The organism is Streptomyces sp. TLI_146 (assembly GCF_002846415.1).
In the GTDB taxonomy this organism is placed as follows: Bacteria; Actinomycetota; Actinomycetes; order Streptomycetales; family Streptomycetaceae; genus Streptomyces.
Genome location: NZ_PJMX01000002.1, coordinates 72,051 through 89,227, shown reverse-complemented (window position 1 = coordinate 89,227; position 17,177 = coordinate 72,051). Strand labels below are relative to the sequence as shown.

Annotated in this window: 17 protein-coding genes; 8 read left to right on the top strand and 9 right to left on the bottom strand. The window is 71.4% G+C overall.

The annotated features are described in order from the left end of the window. Positions 1–22: 22 nt before the first annotated feature. The 9 genes from BX283_RS39400 to BX283_RS39355 form a co-directional block, all read right to left on the bottom strand. Entirely contained in the window at positions 23–2,296 is a 2,274-nt protein-coding gene (locus BX283_RS39400) for a hypothetical protein (protein ID WP_101392990.1), read from the bottom strand. Between the two features lie 621 nt (positions 2,297–2,917). Further along, positions 2,918–3,454 carry a DinB family protein gene (locus BX283_RS39395; protein WP_101392989.1) on the bottom strand — a complete coding sequence of 179 codons (537 nt, stop codon included), beginning with the start codon at positions 3,452–3,454 and terminating at the stop codon, positions 2,918–2,920. Positions 3,455–3,536: 82 nt separating this feature from the next. Then, entirely contained in the window at positions 3,537–4,025 is a 489-nt protein-coding gene (locus BX283_RS39855; RefSeq protein WP_180357521.1) for a nuclear transport factor 2 family protein, read from the bottom strand. 177 nt (positions 4,026–4,202) lie between these two features. After that, the gene (locus tag BX283_RS39380; RefSeq protein ID WP_101393053.1) at positions 4,203–4,550 is read right to left on the bottom strand and encodes a MerR family transcriptional regulator; all 348 of its coding nucleotides are present in this window, start codon (positions 4,548–4,550) and stop codon (positions 4,203–4,205) included. A gap of 177 nt (positions 4,551–4,727) precedes the next feature. Then, complete coding sequence (locus tag BX283_RS39375) at positions 4,728–5,036, bottom strand: SCO5918 family protein (protein WP_101392986.1); 309 nt, start codon at positions 5,034–5,036, stop codon at positions 4,728–4,730. Between the two features lie 49 nt (positions 5,037–5,085). Further along, positions 5,086–6,555 carry a DEAD/DEAH box helicase gene (locus tag BX283_RS39370; RefSeq protein WP_101392985.1) on the bottom strand — a complete coding sequence of 490 codons (1,470 nt, stop codon included), beginning with the start codon at positions 6,553–6,555 and terminating at the stop codon, positions 5,086–5,088. 246 nt (positions 6,556–6,801) lie between these two features. After that, positions 6,802–7,005, bottom strand: coding sequence for a cold-shock protein (locus BX283_RS39365; protein ID WP_101392984.1), 204 nt, complete (start codon positions 7,003–7,005; stop codon positions 6,802–6,804). Positions 7,006–7,387: 382 nt separating this feature from the next. Further along, positions 7,388–8,506, bottom strand: a complete 1,119-nt coding sequence (locus tag BX283_RS39360; RefSeq protein WP_101392982.1) for a DUF5937 family protein — start codon at positions 8,504–8,506, stop codon at positions 7,388–7,390. A gap of 284 nt (positions 8,507–8,790) precedes the next feature. Beyond that, entirely contained in the window at positions 8,791–9,330 is a 540-nt protein-coding gene (locus BX283_RS39355; RefSeq protein ID WP_101392981.1) for an RICIN domain-containing protein, read from the bottom strand. A 496-nt stretch (positions 9,331–9,826) separates the two neighbouring features. On the opposite strand from BX283_RS39355, the gene BX283_RS39350 reads away from it, so the two are divergent. The 8 genes from BX283_RS39350 to BX283_RS39320 all read left to right on the top strand — a co-directional run bounded on the left by BX283_RS39350 (position 9,827) and on the right by BX283_RS39320 (position 17,161). Beyond that, positions 9,827–10,261, top strand: a complete 435-nt coding sequence (locus tag BX283_RS39350; protein ID WP_257584517.1) for a hypothetical protein — start codon at positions 9,827–9,829, stop codon at positions 10,259–10,261. An 8-nt stretch (positions 10,262–10,269) separates the two neighbouring features. Next, complete coding sequence (locus BX283_RS42285) at positions 10,270–11,130, top strand: hypothetical protein (protein ID WP_306822877.1); 861 nt, start codon at positions 10,270–10,272, stop codon at positions 11,128–11,130. Next, positions 11,088–12,089, top strand: coding sequence for an alpha/beta hydrolase (locus BX283_RS42280; RefSeq protein WP_306822876.1), 1,002 nt, complete (start codon positions 11,088–11,090; stop codon positions 12,087–12,089). Before BX283_RS42285 ends, BX283_RS42280 begins: the two co-directional genes overlap by 43 nt. A 170-nt stretch (positions 12,090–12,259) precedes the next feature. Then, complete coding sequence (locus BX283_RS39340; RefSeq protein ID WP_257584516.1) at positions 12,260–12,721, top strand: hypothetical protein; 462 nt, start codon at positions 12,260–12,262, stop codon at positions 12,719–12,721. A gap of 89 nt (positions 12,722–12,810) precedes the next feature. Then, complete coding sequence (locus BX283_RS39335; RefSeq protein WP_180357520.1) at positions 12,811–13,890, top strand: ABC transporter substrate-binding protein; 1,080 nt, start codon at positions 12,811–12,813, stop codon at positions 13,888–13,890. A 6-nt stretch (positions 13,891–13,896) separates the two neighbouring features. Further along, a complete protein-coding gene (locus BX283_RS39330) occupies positions 13,897–14,973 on the top strand; it encodes a FecCD family ABC transporter permease (RefSeq protein WP_373979788.1) in 1,077 nt (358 codons plus the stop codon). 20 nt (positions 14,974–14,993) lie between these two features. Further along, the gene (locus tag BX283_RS39325) at positions 14,994–15,791 is read left to right on the top strand and encodes an ABC transporter ATP-binding protein (protein ID WP_101392980.1); all 798 of its coding nucleotides are present in this window, start codon (positions 14,994–14,996) and stop codon (positions 15,789–15,791) included. Then, positions 15,788–17,161: an MFS transporter gene (locus BX283_RS39320; protein WP_101392979.1), complete on the top strand. Its 1,374-nt coding sequence runs from the start codon at positions 15,788–15,790 to the stop codon at positions 17,159–17,161. Before BX283_RS39325 ends, BX283_RS39320 begins: the two co-directional genes overlap by 4 nt. Positions 17,162–17,177 lie beyond the last annotated feature (16 nt).

Genomic DNA, 17,177 nt, shown 5'->3' with positions numbered 1-17,177 from the left:
CGCGGGGTTCGAAGACAGGCTCTCAGGGGCGTTTCGCCCGCCAGAACGAGCGGGAGAGCGGCCGCTGTTCGTGCTGTCTGTTCGTCGCCTTCAGCAGCTTGGTGAAGGCGACGGCCTGTTCGGTCCGGGTGGCCAGGGCTTCGAGGTGGCGTGCGCAGTCGCCCAGGTCGGCCATGGCGAGGGCGAGGAGCAGGTCCACCTGGCCGGGTACCGGCTGGTGGGCGACGACCTCTTCCAGCAGGCGGGTGACCACACGCTCGGCTCGCCCGTCCGTCGAGGTGCCGTTGTCCCTGAGGTTCTTGAGCAGCAGCGTGTTGTCGGTGGCCGACCTGGCTGTCGCGCAGGCGAGCAGCACCACGTCGAGGTGCCTGCGCAGGGCGGGGGTGTCGAGGGCGCGGATGAGCTGCGCCAGTTCGAGGATGGTGCTGCGATGGGCCCGCCGGCGCAGTGACGCGGCGGTCATGCTCGGGGCGCCGTTGACGTGGAGGCCTTGCAGGAACATGCCGCAGTGGCCCGCGGGCTTGGTGCGGACGAAGCACTGGAACAGCGTTTCGGCCTGCTCGTGGAGTCCGCAGGCCTCCAGGGTGGCGGCCATGGCGGCGGCGGAGCCCGGTGTGCAGACGCGGGCCGCGCCCTTGAGTACGGCGTCGGCTCCGGCGTACCCCTGGTCCAGTGCGCCGACCAGGGCTCTGACTTCTGCCGCGGAGGGTTTGGCCAGGGCGGCGACCAGCGCGCGCGAGGACTCGTGGAAGCTGCTCGACACATGGAGATCGTTGATCAGTACGGCGACGTCCGCCGGGGCCCGGCCGGCGACGGCCCGGAGGAGCACCGCATCGGTGGCCATGTGGTTGCCGGTGCGCTGGAGTGCGTAGATCAGGTCGGTGAGGTGGGCGATGTCGCGCTGTTCGGTCTCGGCGAGGGCCGCCTCCCTCAGGTGGTCCAGGCCGCGTATACGGGCGAAGGCGAGGAACTCGGCCACGTCGGAGGCCGTGCGCTGGGCGGCGAGCGCGCTGGTCATCCCCGCGACGAGATGGCCGAGTCCGCCTTCGAAGAGCAGGTTCAGGAGGCGGAGGATCTCGCGTATCGGACGCTGGCAGGCGGCGGCGGACAGCGCGGACCGGACCAGGGGCGCGAAGCCCGGCGCGTGAAGGCAGCCGATGGCGCCCATCACATCCGGCAGCGGCCGGGTGACGGCGGCGGCGCCGAGCAGGCTGACCGCGTGGTCGGCGAGGCCCGCGGTGTGGAGCATGCCCGCGAGGCCCGCGACGTCCTGCGGGGTGTGCAGGCGTACGGAGGCCTGGAGAAGGGTGACGACCGGTGGGCGCAGCCGGGCACCGGACAGGGCGGCGATGAGGCCCGCCACATCGGCCACCGGCCGCATCATGACCATGGCGGGCAGCGCGGCTTCGGCGTGATGGTGCAGGCCCGCGGTGTACAGCCCGGTCAGCAGGGCGGACACCTCGGCGATCTCGCGGCTGCGGCTGGCCGAGGTGACCAGCTCACTGGCGATGGCGTGCTGCGTGCGGGTTTCGAGTCCGGTGACCAGGTCGACGAGTTCGGTGACGGTGGCCGTGCGGTCGGTGGCCTCCAGGGCCTCCATGAGCGAGGGGGCCGCGACGCGGTTCTCGCTCTCGTGGGAGGCCTCCAGCTCGGATTCCAGGCGGTGGCACTCCTCCTCGGCGGCGATCAGCTCCGCCCGGGCCACCGCCAGGGCCTCCTCCAGGAAGAGGACCTGCTCGCGCAGGTCCTGCCGCTCGGTGTGCAGGCGCTCGTACTCGCCCTCCCAGCGCTCCAGTTCGGCGCTGTGCACGAACCGCTGCTCCTCCACCACCTGTTCGGCCCGCAGACAGCGGCGCTGGAGGTCGGACAGGCGGCGGTTCCGGTCGCCCAGCGCCTCCTCCAGGGCACGCGCCCGGGTCTTGATCCGCCGGATCTCCTCGTCCGTGTCGGCGAGCCGGTCCTGCAACCGCTGGACCTCGCTGTTGCGGCGCCCGGCCTTGAGCGCGGCGCGGTGCAGTTCCCGCAGGGCGTCCTCGGCCTCGGTGGTCAGGGGCCGTTCCGTCTCCTCGGCCGAGTCGACGATGACGCCGGCCACGAAGTCCCACGGCGGTACGCGTTCGCCGCTGAGGTAGCGCGTGACCGAGCTGGCGTTGAGGTGCCGCCGTGCCGCGTAGCGGCGGACGCTCACGTCGAGGGTGAGGAAGAGGCTGCGCAGATCCTCCGCGAGGGCGCGTTTCTCGGGGCCCAGGCCCGGCTTCAGCGGTAACAGCCGGGTCCCTGTCGTACTGCCGCTCATGCTCTCCCCACCGAGTGCGCCGAACCGAACCACACCACTTTGGCGCATCGCGGGCGTGGGGCAAGGGGTTGGCCGTTGCCGAATGGGGCGGCAACACCGGCAACAGGCGACGCGCCCGCGGCAACGGGTGCGCGGGGCGGGTGGGAACGCTGCCGGTTGGATCATCAACGCGGTTCCGGGTCCGCAACACCGTCCGCTCACCCCAGGATGAGGCCCGTTCCGGAGGTCTCAGGGAGAGGTATGGACGACATGGCCGAGGGATCAGGATCCGAAGCGGCGGAAGAGGGGCGCGCGCGTCCGCGCCGGCGTCGGCGTCCGCGTCCGCGGGTGGCGGGGCGGTCGGGTCCGTGCGGGTGCGCGTGTTCCCGTCCGCGCGCTCGCTCGTGTTCTCACCCGTGTGCGGGCGCCGCGCCCGAGCCGTTCGCGAACTCGCTGTTGCGCCAGGTGCTGGTGGGGACCGTATGCGGTCTCGGTTCGGAGGCTGTCGGCTGGCTTCTGCTGTGGTGGGAGCACCGGTGAGACGGGGAACCGGCGTCAGCCGGAAGCCGTTCGTCACCGGTGCTCGTTCAACAGCCGGGTTATCACGGCGTGATAAGTGCTCCGGGGTTCGGAAGCAGGCTCCTACGCGTTCGCCAGCGCCACCAGCTCGAACGCCGTCTTGCCGTCCAGGGACTCCCGGACGATGTCCGCGTGCCCGGCGTGCCGTCCGAACTCCTCGATCAGGTGCAGCAGCATCCAGCGCATCGAGACCCGGCCGTCCTTCGGGAACCACGGCGCTTCCGGCAGCGGGAACGTGTCGTCCAGGGACGGCACGGAACGGGCGAACTCCTCGGTCTCCTTGGCGACCTTGTCCCAGAACTCCAGCATCTGCGGCACCGTCTCGTCACCGACCAGCTCGAAGCTCTCGTGCCATGTCGACTCCTCGCGCTGCTTCTCGTTCGGCCGCTGCTGGGCCAGGCGCAGCCAGATCAGCTCGCACTCCGCCACGTGCTTGAGCAGCCCGGACAGCGAGAGCTCGCTGGCGCTGGGGCGGCTCGCGGCCTGCTCCTCGGTGAGGCCGAGGAGCGTGCGCCGCAGCCCGCCGCGCTGGGCCTCGATGAACGCCAGGAGCGCGCCGCGCTCGTCGCCGTGGGCCTCTGCGGGAACGTGAGTGACCATGATGTCCGCCCTCTTGATACGGGAGTTACGAGCGGGGAGGCCCTGCGCCTCCCTGCCTTCCGACCTCCACGCTACGCAGCATCTAGGCCAGATCCCGTCCTCGATCGGACAGGAAATCGGGCAGGAAAACGGGCACGGAATCGGGCGGGGAAGGGGGCGCGGCATCGGGCGCGGCATCGGGCACGGAATCGGGCGCGGCATCGGGCATGGCACCGGGCATGGCATGGGGCGCGAAAGTGAACGCGCGCAGCAGCGTGGTCCACTCCCCCTCCTCCCGGCGCCATACGAAGGTGCAGAGCACGGGAACACCCCCCTGGACACGGCGTACGATCACCGCCCCGTGGCCGTCGTACTCACTCGTCGCCAGGAAGCCGATGTCACCCATCCGCTCGCCCCTCTGCCCCCGCTCGCGCGGCGCACGGACGAGGGACAGGAACTCGGCCCTCGACAGGGCCACCACCCGCCCCGCCCCGTCGCACCGGATGCTCTCGAAGCCCGGGTCGTGGACGGCGTCCAGCGCCGCCACGTCCCCCGCCGCCCCGGCGCTCAGGTAATCCAGCGTGCGGTCCACGAGCGACTGATCCATGAGTTGTTGTCCCCGGTCGGTGTTCGGTGTTCGGTGTCACGGTCATGACGACCTGAACAGCCTTTCCGACCTGGGCACACGGCGGCAGAGACCGCTGTCCCGAGAACGGCGGGACATTTGTCCGGGGTAGGAGGGGTGGGCGGGGTGAACGCGTCACCCTCGTCAGGCGGAGTCGGCGGGCCCGTCGTCCTTCTCCTGCGCCGCCCGCCGGTACTCCGCGTTGATGCGCTGCGCCTCCTCCAGCTGGTCTTCCAGGATGACGATGCGGCAGGCCGCCTCGACGGGGGTGCCCTGGTCGACGAGCTCGCGGGCGCGGGCGGCGATACGGAGCTGGTAGCGGGAGTAGCGGCGGTGGCCGCCCTCCGAGCGCAGCGGGGTGATCAGGCGTGCCTCGCCCAGGGCCCGCAGGAAGGCGGGCGTGGTGCCGAGCATCTCGGCGGCCCGGCCCATCGTGTAGGCGGGGTAGTCGTCATCGTCCAGACGATCGCTGAGCGGGTTATCTGCTGTCACTGTCACCTCGGTGTACGGCATAAAGCGGGCCGGGTGAATTCAACAGCATGAGGGGGGTGCGCCGTCACACCGGGACATGGGTGAGGGCCTGTCGACGCGCGTCGGCAGGGCCGTCACACGGACATGGGTGAGGCCCTGCCGACGCGCGTCGGCAGGGCCCTGGCCCGTACGGTGCGGCTACGCCGGTGTCGGTGCGCCCAGCAGTTCCGACGCCGCCTGGAGCGGTGTCAGGTCGCGGGCGGGCAGCGCCTCGGGGGCGACGCGGCACGCGAAGCCGAGGGCGGTCATCGCGCGGACGACCTCCCGGGCGCTGAAGTCACGGCGGTCCTGGCGCGTGACGACCTCGCCGACCTGCATGACGGGGTAGCGGCGGCGGCCGATGAGCACGGACTCGCCCACGACGGGCTGGGGCTTGACGCCCTTCATCGTGTTCTCCACCCCGCTCTTGGAGAGGTCGAACGGGAAACGGGCGATGACGCAACGCATGGTGCCTCCAGGAAGGAGAGGGGGTGGGGGAGCAGGCTCGTGTGGCGGGTTATGCCGCCGCCTCCGCGGCGGGCCTGCGCTGCCCCGTACCGCGTACGCGCCGGTCCTGGCCCGTACGGCTGCGGCGGCCGCGCGACGTGGCGGCGGCGCGCGGGCGCTCCGACACCGGGGCGGTGATGGTGACCGGGATGCCCGAGGGGGCCTGCGCTCCGGTGATACGGGCCAACTCGGCGTCGCCTGCGCGCACTTGGGTGGTCTGCGGGACGATGCCCGCCGTGGCCATCAGCCGACTCATGTCGCGGCGCTGGTTGGGCGTCACCAGGGTGACGACGCTGCCGGAGGCGCCCGCGCGGGCGGTGCGGCCGCCGCGGTGGAGGTAGTCCTTGTGGTCGGTGGGCGGGTCGACGTTGACGACCAGGTCGAGGTCGTCGACGTGGATGCCGCGCGCCGCCACGTTGGTGGCCACGAGCACCGTCACATGCCCCGTCTTGAACCGGGACAGGGTACGGGTGCGCTGGGGCTGGGACTTGCCGCCGTGCAGCGCCGCCGCCCGTACACCGCTGCTGAGCAGGTGCTCGGTGAGGCGGTCGACGGCGTGCTTGGTGTCCAGGAACATCAGCACCCGCCCGTCGCGGGCGGCGATCTCGGTGGTCGCCCGGTGCTTGTCGGCGCCGTGGACGTGGAACACGTGGTGCTCCATCGTGGTGACCGCGCCCGCCGACGGGTCGACGGAGTGCACCACCGGGTCGCTGAGGTAGCGGCGCACCAGCAGGTCGACGTTACGGTCCAGGGTGGCCGAGAACAGCATCCGCTGGCCCTCGGGGCGCACCTGGTCCAGGAGCGCGGTGACCTGCGGCATGAAGCCCATGTCGGCCATCTGGTCGGCCTCGTCGAGGACGGTGACGGCGACCTGGTCCAGCCCGCAGTCGCCGCGCTCGATGAGGTCCTTCAGGCGGCCGGGCGTCGCCACGACGACCTCGGCGCCCGAGCGCAGCGCGTTGGCCTGCTTGCCGATCGACATCCCGCCGACGACGGTGGCCAGGCGCAGCCGCAGCGACCGGGCGTACGGGGTGAGCGCGTCGGTGACCTGCTGCGCGAGCTCGCGCGTCGGTACGAGGACGAGTGCCAGCGGCCGGCGCGGCTCGGCGCGCTGTCCCGCCGTACGGGCCAGGAGCGCGAGGCCGAAGGCGAGGGTCTTGCCGGAGCCGGTGCGGCCCCGGCCGAGCACGTCGCGGCCCGCGAGCGAGTTCGGCAGGGTGGCCGCCTGGATCGGGAACGGCACGGTGACGCCCTGCGAGCTCAGCGCCGCCAGGAGCGGGCGCGGCAGGGCCAGCTCGGCGAAGGCCTCGACGGCCGGGAGTGCGGGGGTGAGCGTCTGCGGCGGCGCGAATTCACCCTGTACGGCGGAGGGGCGGCGGCCGTAGCCGGTGCGGGGTCCGGATCGGGATCCGGAACGGGCGCCGGAGAAACGGGCGCCCGAGCGAGAATCCGAGCGCGTACCCGTACGTGTGCGGTTCAAGAGGAACCTTCCTTGATGCTGCTTGCGGCGGCACGTATCAAGGAATTCCCGGGGAAAACGGGTGGCACGGGGAATCGCAAGAACGAGCCAATCTGATGCGGGGAATCGCATGGGAATGCGAAGTGATGCGGTGATGCGGTCCGGGGTTCGGCCCCGAAACAAAACAGCTGGGGCCCGCACCCCAAGGTGCGGGCCCCAGCTAAGACGGAGGCGTCCGCGCTACGGCGGGACGCGTCTGCGTCAAGATCAGGCGGGAACGATGTTCTCGGCCGTCGGGCCCTTCTGGCCCTGCGCGATCTCGAAGGTCACCTTCTGACCCTCCTGGAGCTCGCGGAAGCCCTGGGCGGCGATGTTCGAGTAGTGGGCGAACACGTCAGGACCGCCGCCCTCCTGCTCGATGAAGCCGAAGCCCTTTTCCGCGTTGAACCACTTCACGGTACCAGCAGCCATGTCAATCTCCTTCGGGGCATTTCCCGGAGCCCGCACCGTGCGAACTCCGCGTCACTGCGATGATTACCCCGCCCGGAGAAAAGACCGGGACATACAAAAGTGCTCCCACCGGACCCCTGAGTGCGGAGCTTCGGCGAGGGCACTTGAAGTTTTTGGGAACCACAACTGCAACTGAGATCGACAGTAGCACGGATAGGAGGCCCCCGCCCGGCGAATATGCCGAATTTTCCACCGGTCGGCCGATGCGCAAGAAATCCTCGGCGCGCCTGCCATCAAATTCGACAACGGCGGTAACAGATTTTGAATCCCTGGGAGGGCAGCCTTTTCCGCCCTCGCAGGGGCCCGGGGGCTCCCCAGCCCTGGCGTACGGCCACCGCGTACCTCAGCGCAGCACCCCCTCGATGAAGTCGCTGCCCAGGCGGGCGACGACCGTCAGGTCCAACTGGTGGTGTACGTAGCGGCCGCGGCGGCGGGTCGTGATCAGGCCGGCCTTCTTCAGGATCGCGATGTGCCGGGAGACCTCGGGCGCGCTGATGTCGTGGGCGGCCGCGAGTTCGGTCGTGGTGTACGCGGCGCGGGCCAGGTAGCGGCACATCCGGATCCGCATCGGGTGGGAGAGTGCCTCCATCCGCAGCTCCAGCAGGTTCAGGGAGCCGGGGCCGGTCAGGGTGGGGGCGGCGGCCGGGTAGTGGATCACCGGGCGCCAGCGGGGTGCGTGCAGCACCCACAGGTGGGGCCAGCCGAAGGAGGAGGGGACGAAGGTGACGCCGGGGCCGACGGCCGGGTCGAGCGCGTGCGTACGGCCGCTGCTCAGCTTGTCCACGCTGATACGGGACCCGTCCTGCTCGAGCGCGACGGCGGGCGAGACCTCCGCCAGCGCCTCCGCGAGGCCCTTGTGGCGCAGCACCTGCGTCTTGTGCCGGGCGTCGGCGGCGAGCTCGACGCGTACGCGCTGCCAGACGTCGTCGAAGAACGCCTCGGCGCAGTCCTCGAAGAGCCGCCGGGTCCAGGCCCGCAGGGCGGGCGGGTCCTCCAGGAGGCGGGTGGCGAAGTCGAGTTGCCTCGGTCCCCGGGCGGCGGCGCGTTCCAGGGCGTGGGCGCGGGCCTTGGCGTCGCTGAGCGGGGAGGGGCCGCCGCGGCCGTAGTTGCTGGTGCAGGAGATCTCCAGGGCGGCGTCGACGAACACGTCGTCGTCGAGCCGGTCCAGCATGTCCAGGTCCTCGGCGAGCGTGGCGCCCGGGCGGCCGTGCGCGTCGGGCAGCGCGGCGAACGGCAGCGCGATGTCGGAGAACGACGACGTCCACAGGAATTCCGCCTCGCACAGCCGGTCCGCGAGGTCCGGCTTGAGGGCGGCGTTCGTCGCGGTCGTCCACCCGTGCAGCCCCGGGTGGTGCCCCGGCTCGGCCAGCGCGTGCAGCGCGGCGCACAGCTCGGCGAGCGGCGCGGGGCTGAACACGAGGCGCTCGGGCGGCAGTCCGGTGATGTCGATGATCACGCTCATGGGGCCATGGTGCCGGAGTTCGCGCAGGTGGGGTGCGTCGGTTGACGGTTAACGTCAATCGTTCGTCTCTCCGTCTCTCCGTCTCTCCGTCTCTCCGTCTCTCCTTGACCTCTTCGTCTCCCCGTCTCTCCTTGACCTCTTCGTCTCCCCGTCTCCCCTTGACCTCTTCGTCTCCCCTTGACCTCTTCGTCTCCCCTTGACCGGTCGCCCGGTGTACGGGGACGGCCGCCGCCCGGCTGGGGCCGGTGAGCGGGCGGGCGTCCGCCCGCTCACCCTCACCGATGTCAGCCGACGCGCATCCAGTGCTGGTCGCTGTTGCCGTTGCAGTCCCAGATCACGACCGGGGCGCCGTCGCCGCTGCCGTTGTACTGGGCGAGGCACTTGTTGCCGTCGCCGTTGGCCCAGGCCGCGTGGCTGCGGATCGCGGAGTAGCGCGGGTCGCTGGAGACGGTGTCGACGTACCACTGCTGGTCCGGGTTGCCGTTGCACTCCCAGCCGACGACGCTCGTGCCGTTGCCGGTCGCGCCCTGCCATGTGCCGAGACACTGGCCGTAGCCGTTCTTGATCTCGTAGTAGGTGCCACCGCCGTCGCTGCCCTTGCGGTCGGCGACGTGCCACTGCTGGTCGGGGTTGTGGTTGCAGGTCCACAGGATCGCGAGGACCTGGTACTCCTGCCCCATGTCGATGGCCAGGCAGTGGTTGCCGTTCTGGTTGACGAACTCGTTCGTCGACGTGGCCGAGGCCGACGCCGAGGACGAGAGCGTCATCCCGGCGGCCATGGCGAGGGCCGAGGCCGTCATCAGTGCGGTCTTGAGGATTTTCATGGGTCCCCCGATGTCGAGTGGATGGGATCACGGCTCGTCGCCGCCCCGCCGGGAATCCTCACAGCCGCTTCCAACAGCCCGCTAACAGGGCGCCAACAGGGTGCCGACAGGGCGTCCACGCGGGTGACACCGCCGAGGCAGGCCCAGAAAGCCGCCGGCCACCGCCGGGTCGGTCGCCCGGACCGAATGGACCGCATACGAGTAAGGGCCCCGGCCTCCATACGGAGACCAGGGCCCTCGTTCATCGAGCGCTGGGCAGGCCTTGCACCTACATCTCCCCACAGGAAGTGGGGCGCCTTTCCTTGGACCACCAACGCCGGGCCCGCAGCCGCTCATCGCGGGCGCGAACTCAAGATCCAATATAGCCCATCCCCGACAGCCCCTGGAACACGGATCTGAGTACCCGTACTCAGAAGCCCCGCTTCCGCTCCTTGTAGCCTGGCGGCGGCGCAAGGTCAGAGTGACGGGCGAGACGGGTGTGAATCAGGGGGAACGAGTGAGTTCGTTCGCACAGGAGTGGGCGCAGCTCAAGAGCGGTCCCGCAGGCGGGGGCTCGATGCGGCTGGCCGGGGCCGGTGACGGCGGCGGCGACGGCAAGGGCGACGTGCAGTCCAGCAAGGCCGCCTGGACGGCGGCGGGCAGTGCCGTCGGCGAGCTGGGCGGTGACCTCAAGAAGGCGCTGACCGCCCTGGAGACGGGGCAGCAGGGGCTGGGCACCGGCGGAGCGGAGAGCGCGGCCGCGCAGTCCGAGGTCTACCAGAGCTGGAAGACGTATCTCGACAAACTGTCCGGGCGGTGCACCGAGCTCCAGGGCAAGCTCCAGCGGGCCGGCAACGACCTGCTCCTGACCGACGAGAACATCAAGGGCCTCTTCGCGGAACTGGGGAAGCAGTACCAGGACACCCCGGCCGTCGGTGGCGAGGGAAAGTGACCTGAGCCGTGGACATCGAGACGCTGAAGACGCTCAAGCTGCACGAGTTCGAGGAGGCCGCGGCCGGATACCGCTCGTCCAGCGACATGGCGAGCGGCGCGAAGGACGCGCTGGAGCAGCGGATCACCGTGCAGATGCGCAAGGTCCTGAAGGGCGAGACGGCCGACGGCGCGATCGGCCAACTGCGCGAGGTGGCCAAGGACTTCCACTACGTACAGGTCGAGTGCGGCCTCGTCGCGACGGCCCTGAAGGCGTTCGCGGCGGACATGCGCCCGGCGCAGGACAAGCTGAAGCGGGCGCTGTCGGAGGCGGCCGAGCACAAGTTCACGGTGGGCGCGGACGGGGCGGTGAGCTATCCGGCGGCCGGGGAGAACCCGGGTGGTTCCCCGCCCGGACCCGGCAACGCGAGTGGCGCCACGGACAAGACCGCCCTGGCACTTCAGGATCAGACGGCCCGCTTCCACCCGAATCCGAACTACGCGATCGCCCAGGGCATCGCCAACCGGATCACCGAGGCCCTCAAGGAGGCCACGGACACGGACCAGAAGTGGGCGCCGCAGCTGCGCAAGCTCAAGGCGGACGACGACCTGGTCGTCTCCGACGGGGACTGGGCGGACGTCGCCAAGGACACCGAGGGCGTGCGCGGGGCGGGCCGGCACTATCTGGACTCCCTCCCCCAGCCCCCAAGGACGGCAGCCCCAAGGCCAACGCCGACTGGTGGAAGGGCCTGGACCCCGACCAGCAGGCCGCCTGGACCGCGCTGCACCCCGACACCGTCGGCGGCCTCGACGGGCTCCCGGCCACGGTCCGGGACGAGGCCAACCGTATGGTCCTCGACACGTCGCACGGCCAGTACCAGACGGAGCTGAACGGGATCCCGAAGCCGCCCGCCAAGGAGTGGACGTGGATCACCGCCGGTATGTTCCCCTCCAAGGTGCACACCGACGAGTGGATGGCGTGGGACCGCAAGTACGGCGACCGGTACCGGCACCTGGAGGCGTCCCTCAAGGGCATGAACGCCATCCAGAACCGGTTCGACCGCACCAGCCAGGACGGCCTGCCCGACGCGTATCTGCTCGGCTTCAGCCCCGAGGGCAACGGCCGGGCCATCCTGGCCAACGGCAACCCGGACACCGCCCGGCACCAGGCCGTGTACGTGCCCGGTACGACGTCGAACCTCAGCGGGTTCGGGGGCAGCATCGACCGGACGACGGAGCTGTGGCGCCAGACCCAGAAAGCCGAACCGGGCGCCAACGTGTCGACCATCGCCTGGCTCGGTTACGACGCCCCTCAGGACATCGTCAAGGACGCTCCGTTCGAGCACTACGCCTATGACGGGGCGCCCGCGTACCGGAAGTTCATGGACGGTCTCGACGCCTCGTACAGCGGCTCCGGCGAGCCCCACCGCACGGCGATCGGGCACTCGTACGGAACCACGCTCATCGGGGCGGCGGCCCAGAAGGGCGATCTCAACGCCGACGACGTGATCTTCGCGGGGAGCCCGGGGGTGAAGGTGGGTTCGGCCGCCGAGATGGACGTGCCGAAGGGGCATGTGTGGAACGAGGAGGCCGACGGTGACAAGGTCCCGGACATCGGCCGCTGGGGCCACGGCGGCAGCCAGTGGAAGCTGGGCGGCGGCACGTTCCTCATCCCCAGCGACGAGGTCTTCGGCGCGAACCAGATGAACACACACCCCGAGGGCAGCGGCCCCTCGGCGACGAAGGGAGCGCACGGCCACAGTGAGTACTGGAACAAGGACACGACGGCCCTGAAGAACCAGGCGCTGGTCGTGATCGGCGAGTACGGCGACGTCACCGCTCCTCACTGACGCGCGCCGGCCGGGCTGCCCCGGCACCCACCGCATTGCCAGCAACCCTCCCGACACCACCAAGGAACCGCATGCTCCGCGTACCGCTCCCCGCCGTCCGCCGACGTCGGCGGCCGGGCAGCGCCCTGTTCCCCCTCGTACTGACCGGACTCCTTCTCAGTGGATGTGGCATGAGCGACGACGACACCTCGAAGATCCCCCTTGCGGGGACAGCCAGCCTCGACGACGCGCGCTCCGCCGTGCAGACGGTCTCCAGCCAGGTCTTCGACTTCACCGGGGTGCCCGGCAAGGCCTCGGAGGCCGGGCCCGGCATCTCGGCGTGCTCGGGCATGGACGAGGAGAAGTACTTCCAGGTCTACCACCCGTGGAACTTCCAGCCGAACTCCCCCGGGGACGTCGACAAGGCCATGGAGCACCTCAAGGCGAAGCTCAACACGGGCGGTTGGGTGCTGAAGGACGAGTACCGCGACAACAGCCCGAACAAGAACCTCAACCTCGTCGCCGACAACGACGCCAAGAAGGTGAGTGTCTCGATCGTCGCGTACGGCAAGCGTCCCAGCCCGAGCCTCGGCATCGAGGTCGTCTCGGGCTGCTACCGGATCCCCGACGGCCAGACGATCCACCACTCGTAGAAGCCGGGAACTCATCCACGGTCCGCCGCGACTACTGGAACCGGGCGGCAGAGGTCCGCCCGCGTACCAAGTGGACCTGGAGAGTTTCGATGCGTTCTCGCGTGTGGTGGCCTACGACGGCCGTGGTGCTCGGCCTCCTGGCGGCGGGCTGCGGCGACGGCGACAAGGACGCCGACAAGGGGAAGGACGCGGCGGCCGGGGCCGCCGTCTCCGCCGGGGGATTCCCCGTCTCCGTCACCGACTGCATGGGCGCCAAAACCACCTTCGCCGCCGCCCCGAAGAAGATCGTCACCAGCAACGCGGCCGCTCTTGAGCTGCTGCTGCGGCTGGGCGCCGGGGACAAGGTCGTCGGGACCGGCTTCCCGCCCGGCAAGGGCACCCTGCCCGCCGACCTGGACGCGCGGGCGCAGCAGGTCAAGGTGCTGGGCAAGATGGTCATCCCGAAGGAGAAGCTCCTCGGGTCCGGCGCCGACCTGTACATCGACACCTTCGCCTCGATGGGCGGTATGGGCGGCGGCGGGATGGGCGACGCGCCCACCGCCGCCGAGTTCAAGGCCGCCGGGATCAAGCACGTCTTCCTGAAGTCCACCGCCTGCGCGGCCGACCGCAAGAGCCCCGTCACCGATCTGTCCGCCGTCCAGGACGACATCACCTCCCTCGGCGCCGTCACCGGCACCTCGGCGAAGGCCGGGGAGCTCGTCGCGGGGATGACGAAGACCGTGGACGGCGTCCAGGCCGCCGTCCGGTCGGTTCCCGAGGCCTCGCGGCCCACCTACTTCTTCTTCGACTACGACGCCGGCACCAAGCAGCCCTCCGTCGTCTGCAACCGCCAGGTCGCCCACGCCGTGATCACCCTCGCGGGCGCCCGCAACGCCTTCGGCGACTGCGACGGCGACTTCAAGCAGGTCGGCTGGGAAGACGTCATCGCGAAGAACCCGGACTGGATCCAGCTCGGCGTACGCGACCGGGGCAGCGAGGCCGCCAACAAGGCGGCGTTCGACGAGGCGCAGAAGTGGCTCCAGGACAACGCCGCCACCAAGGGGCTGAAGGCCGTCAAGGAAGGCCACTTCGTCCGCATCGGCTCCGAGCGGACCACCATCGCCGGTGTCACCAACGCCGACACCGTCCGGGAGATCGCCAAGACGGTCCATCCCGGCAAGGTCGGCTGAGCCGTCGTGGTGTCGCTGCTGTCGTCGCGCAAGAACACCGCGTTGAAGGCCAACTCCCGTACGCTGTCCGCCGGTTCACTCGCCGTCGTCCTCTCCCTCGCCCTCCTCGCCGCCCTCACCGCCGCCGTCTCCTGGGGCTCCACCTCCATCCCGCCGGGCGAGGTGTGGGGCGTGGTGTGGCGCAGGCTGTCCGGGGACGTGCCCCGGCCCGGCACCGACGATCTGATCGTGTGGCAGCTGCGGGTGCCGCGCGCGCTGCTCGCCGCGCTCGTCGGCGCCGGACTCGGTGTCGTCGGTACGGCGGTCCAGGCGCTGGTACGCAATCCGCTCGCCGACCCGTACCTCCTCGGCATCTCCAACGGCGCGTCCCTCGGCGCGGTCGCCGCCATCGTGCTCGGGGCCGGGGCGGGCGGGGCCCTCGGGCTCGGGCTGTCCGGCGCCGCGTTCGCGGGGGCGCTCGCGACGTTCGCGCTGGTGTGGGCGGTGGCCCGGCGCGGCGGCGGGTTCGCGCCGCTGCGGCTCGTGCTGGCCGGGGTCGCGATCGGGCAGTTCCTGTCCGGCTTCACCAGCTACCTCGTCCTCCAGGCGGGGGACGAGCAGCAGACCCGCAGCGTGCTGTTCTGGCTGATGGGCAGTCTGAGCGGGGCCACATGGACGCTGCTCGCCGTGCCCGCCCTCGCGGTTCCGCTCGCGCTGCTGGTCCTCCAGGCCCGCGCCCGGGGGCTGAACGCGCTGCTGATGGGCGACGAGACGGCGGCCGGGCTCGGCATCGACGTCGTACGGCTGCGCCGTGAACTCTTCCTCGTCACCAGTGTGCTCACCGGTGTCCTGGTGGCCGTGTCGGGGGCCATCGCCTTCGTCGGGCTGATGGTGCCGCACGTGTGCCGTCTGCTCATCGGCGGCGACCACCGGCGGCTGCTGCCGGTGTCGGCGCTGATGGGCGCGCTGCTGCTGGTGGTCGTGGACACCGTGTGCCGTACGGCCATGGACGCGCAGGAGCTGCCCGTCGGCGTCGTCACCTCACTGATCGGCGCTCCGGCGCTGCTGTATCTGCTGGACCGGCGCCTGGGGAGCGAGAGTTGAGTACGGGCGGGGAACCCCAGTTGAGGATCGATGTCGAGGATCTGCACGTCGCCTACGGCGGTCGTACCGTCGTCTCGGGTGCGCGTCTGCTCGCCGCCGAAGGGGAGATCACGGGCCTGGTCGGGCCGAACGGCAGCGGCAAGTCCACGCTGCTGCGGACCGTCTACCGGCATCTGCGGCCGACGGCCGGGCGGGTGCTGCTGTCCGGCACCGATCTGCGCGAGCTGAGCCCCGTGCAGGCGGCCCGGCACATCGCCGCGCTGCCGCAGGAGCGCGGCGGCGACTTCGAGCTGAGCGTGCGTGAGGTCGTCGCGATGGGCCGCACCCCGTACAAGCGGGCCTTCGCCGCCGAGGACGCCACGGACGCGGACATCGTGGCGCGCGCCCTCGCCGACGTCGGCATGGACGAGCACGCGGGGCGCCGCTTCACCGAGCTGTCCGGCGGCGAGCGCCAGCGCGTGCTGCTCGCCCGGGCCTTCGCCCAGCAGCCGGACGTGCTGGTGCTCGACGAGCCGACCAACCACCTCGACGTACGCCACCAGGTGGAACTCCTCGCGCTGCTGCGGGCCCAGGGGCGTACCACCCTCGTCTCGCTCCACGACCTCAACGCCGCGGCCTCGGTCTGCGACCGGCTGCACGTGCTGCACGCGGGGCGCGTCGTCGCCTCCGGTACGCCGCGCGAGGTGCTCACCCCCGCGCTGATGGCCGAGGTGTTCGGAGTACGGGCGGCCGTCGTCGACCACCCGCTGACCGGCGATCCGCTGATCGCCTTCGACCACCGGGCCGTGGCGGAAGCGGTTACGGAGGTGACGGTATGAGCAGCGCACCCGATGCCCCAGACCGCTGGTCCCTCGTCGCCGTCGCCGGGCTGCTCTCCTTCGTCGCGATGCTCGACATGAACATCGTCAACGTGGCCCTCGCGGACATCTCCGGCGGCCTCGACGTGTCCGCCGCCACCGCGCAGTGGGCGGTGCTCGGCTACCAACTGCCCGTCGTCGCCCTGCTGCTGCCCGTCGGACGGTGGCTGGACAGCGTGGGGGCGCGGCCCGCCCTGCTGACCGCGACCTGCGGGTTCGCGGTGTGCAGCGCGCTCGCCGCGCTCGCGCCGTGGGCGGCGTGGCTGATCGCCGCACGGGTCGGGCAGGGCGCGTTCGCGGCGGTGCTGTTCGTGCTGATGCCGGTGCTGGCGATGCGGTCGGTACGGCCCGAGCTGCGCGGCCGGGCGATGAGCGTGCCCGCGACGCTCGGCCCGCTGGGGGCGGTGACCGGGCCCGCGCTCGGCGGGCTGCTCCTGGACCACCTCGGCTGGCGCGCGGTGTTCCTCGTCAAGCTGCCGGTCTGCGTACTGGCGCTGGCCGTCGCGTACAAGGCGATGCCCAGGGACGGGCGGCTGCACCGGCCCGACCGGCGCTCGGCGGCCGACGCGCTGCTCGTCGCCGCCGGCGTCACCGTCCTGCTGCTGACGCTGACGCTGGCCTCCTCACACGGCTCGTGGTGGCTGGCGGGCGCGCTCGCCGCCGTACCGCCGCTGTGGTGGTGGCTGCGCGGGCCCGGCGGGCGGCCGGTGACCGGCGCGCTGCGGGCCTCGGGGCTCTACCGGGCGCACGGCGCGGTCCTGGCACTGGCGGCCGCGTTCGCCGCCATGCACTACGTCGTCGCCCTGCACCTCCAGCGCGACGACGGCTTCAGCGCCACCTCCACGGGGCTGACCGTGCTGGCGTTCCCGCTCGGCATGGGGCTCGCCGGACCGCTGGGCGGGCGCCTCGCCGACCGGTACGGCGCCCGGCGGATCGCCACCGCGGGCGCCGTGCTGACCGCCGCCGGCCTGCTGCTGCTCGTCCCGCTCGGCGACAGCTGGTCGGCGCCGGACGTGGCCTGGCGCCTGGCGCTCGCGGGCCTCGGCATGGGCCTGAACGGCGGGCCCACGCAGGCGCTGGTCATGGGCGCGGCCCTGCCCGAGCGGGCCGCCACGGTCGGCTCGGCCGTGCAGCTGGCCCGCAGCCTCGGCTTCACGCTGGGCCCGGCCCTGGCGACCGCCGCGTGGGGGCTCGCCGCGGGCGACGGCGTACGGGCCGGGCTCGCGCTCGCCGCCGTCGCCGCGTGCCTGGCCGTGCCGCTGCTCGCCTTCCCCGTCCGTATCCCGCTGAAGGCGCAGCGCACCGAAGCGGTGTCCGCCGCCCGTTCCTGACCCTGCCCGACGCCCC

Excerpts from the sequence above, each read along its gene's own strand:
- BX283_RS39400 (WP_101392990.1), bottom strand. The coding sequence starts at position 2,296 with ATGAGCGGCAGTACGACAGGGACCCGGCTGTTACCGCTGAAGCCGGGC.
- BX283_RS39395 (WP_101392989.1), bottom strand. The coding sequence starts at position 3,454 with ATGGTCACTCACGTTCCCGCAGAGGCCCACGGCGACGAGCGCGGCGCG.
- BX283_RS39375 (WP_101392986.1), bottom strand. The coding sequence starts at position 5,036 with ATGCGTTGCGTCATCGCCCGTTTCCCGTTCGACCTCTCCAAGAGCGGG.
- BX283_RS39365 (WP_101392984.1), bottom strand. The coding sequence starts at position 7,005 with ATGGCTGCTGGTACCGTGAAGTGGTTCAACGCGGAAAAGGGCTTCGGC.
- BX283_RS39360 (WP_101392982.1), bottom strand. The coding sequence starts at position 8,506 with ATGAGCGTGATCATCGACATCACCGGACTGCCGCCCGAGCGCCTCGTG.
- BX283_RS39355 (WP_101392981.1), bottom strand. The coding sequence starts at position 9,330 with ATGAAAATCCTCAAGACCGCACTGATGACGGCCTCGGCCCTCGCCATG.
- BX283_RS42280 (WP_306822876.1), top strand. The coding sequence starts at position 11,088 with ATGGTCCTCGACACGTCGCACGGCCAGTACCAGACGGAGCTGAACGGG.
- BX283_RS39340 (WP_257584516.1), top strand. The coding sequence starts at position 12,260 with ATGAGCGACGACGACACCTCGAAGATCCCCCTTGCGGGGACAGCCAGC.
- BX283_RS39335 (WP_180357520.1), top strand. The coding sequence starts at position 12,811 with ATGCGTTCTCGCGTGTGGTGGCCTACGACGGCCGTGGTGCTCGGCCTC.
- BX283_RS39320 (WP_101392979.1), top strand. The coding sequence starts at position 15,788 with ATGAGCAGCGCACCCGATGCCCCAGACCGCTGGTCCCTCGTCGCCGTC.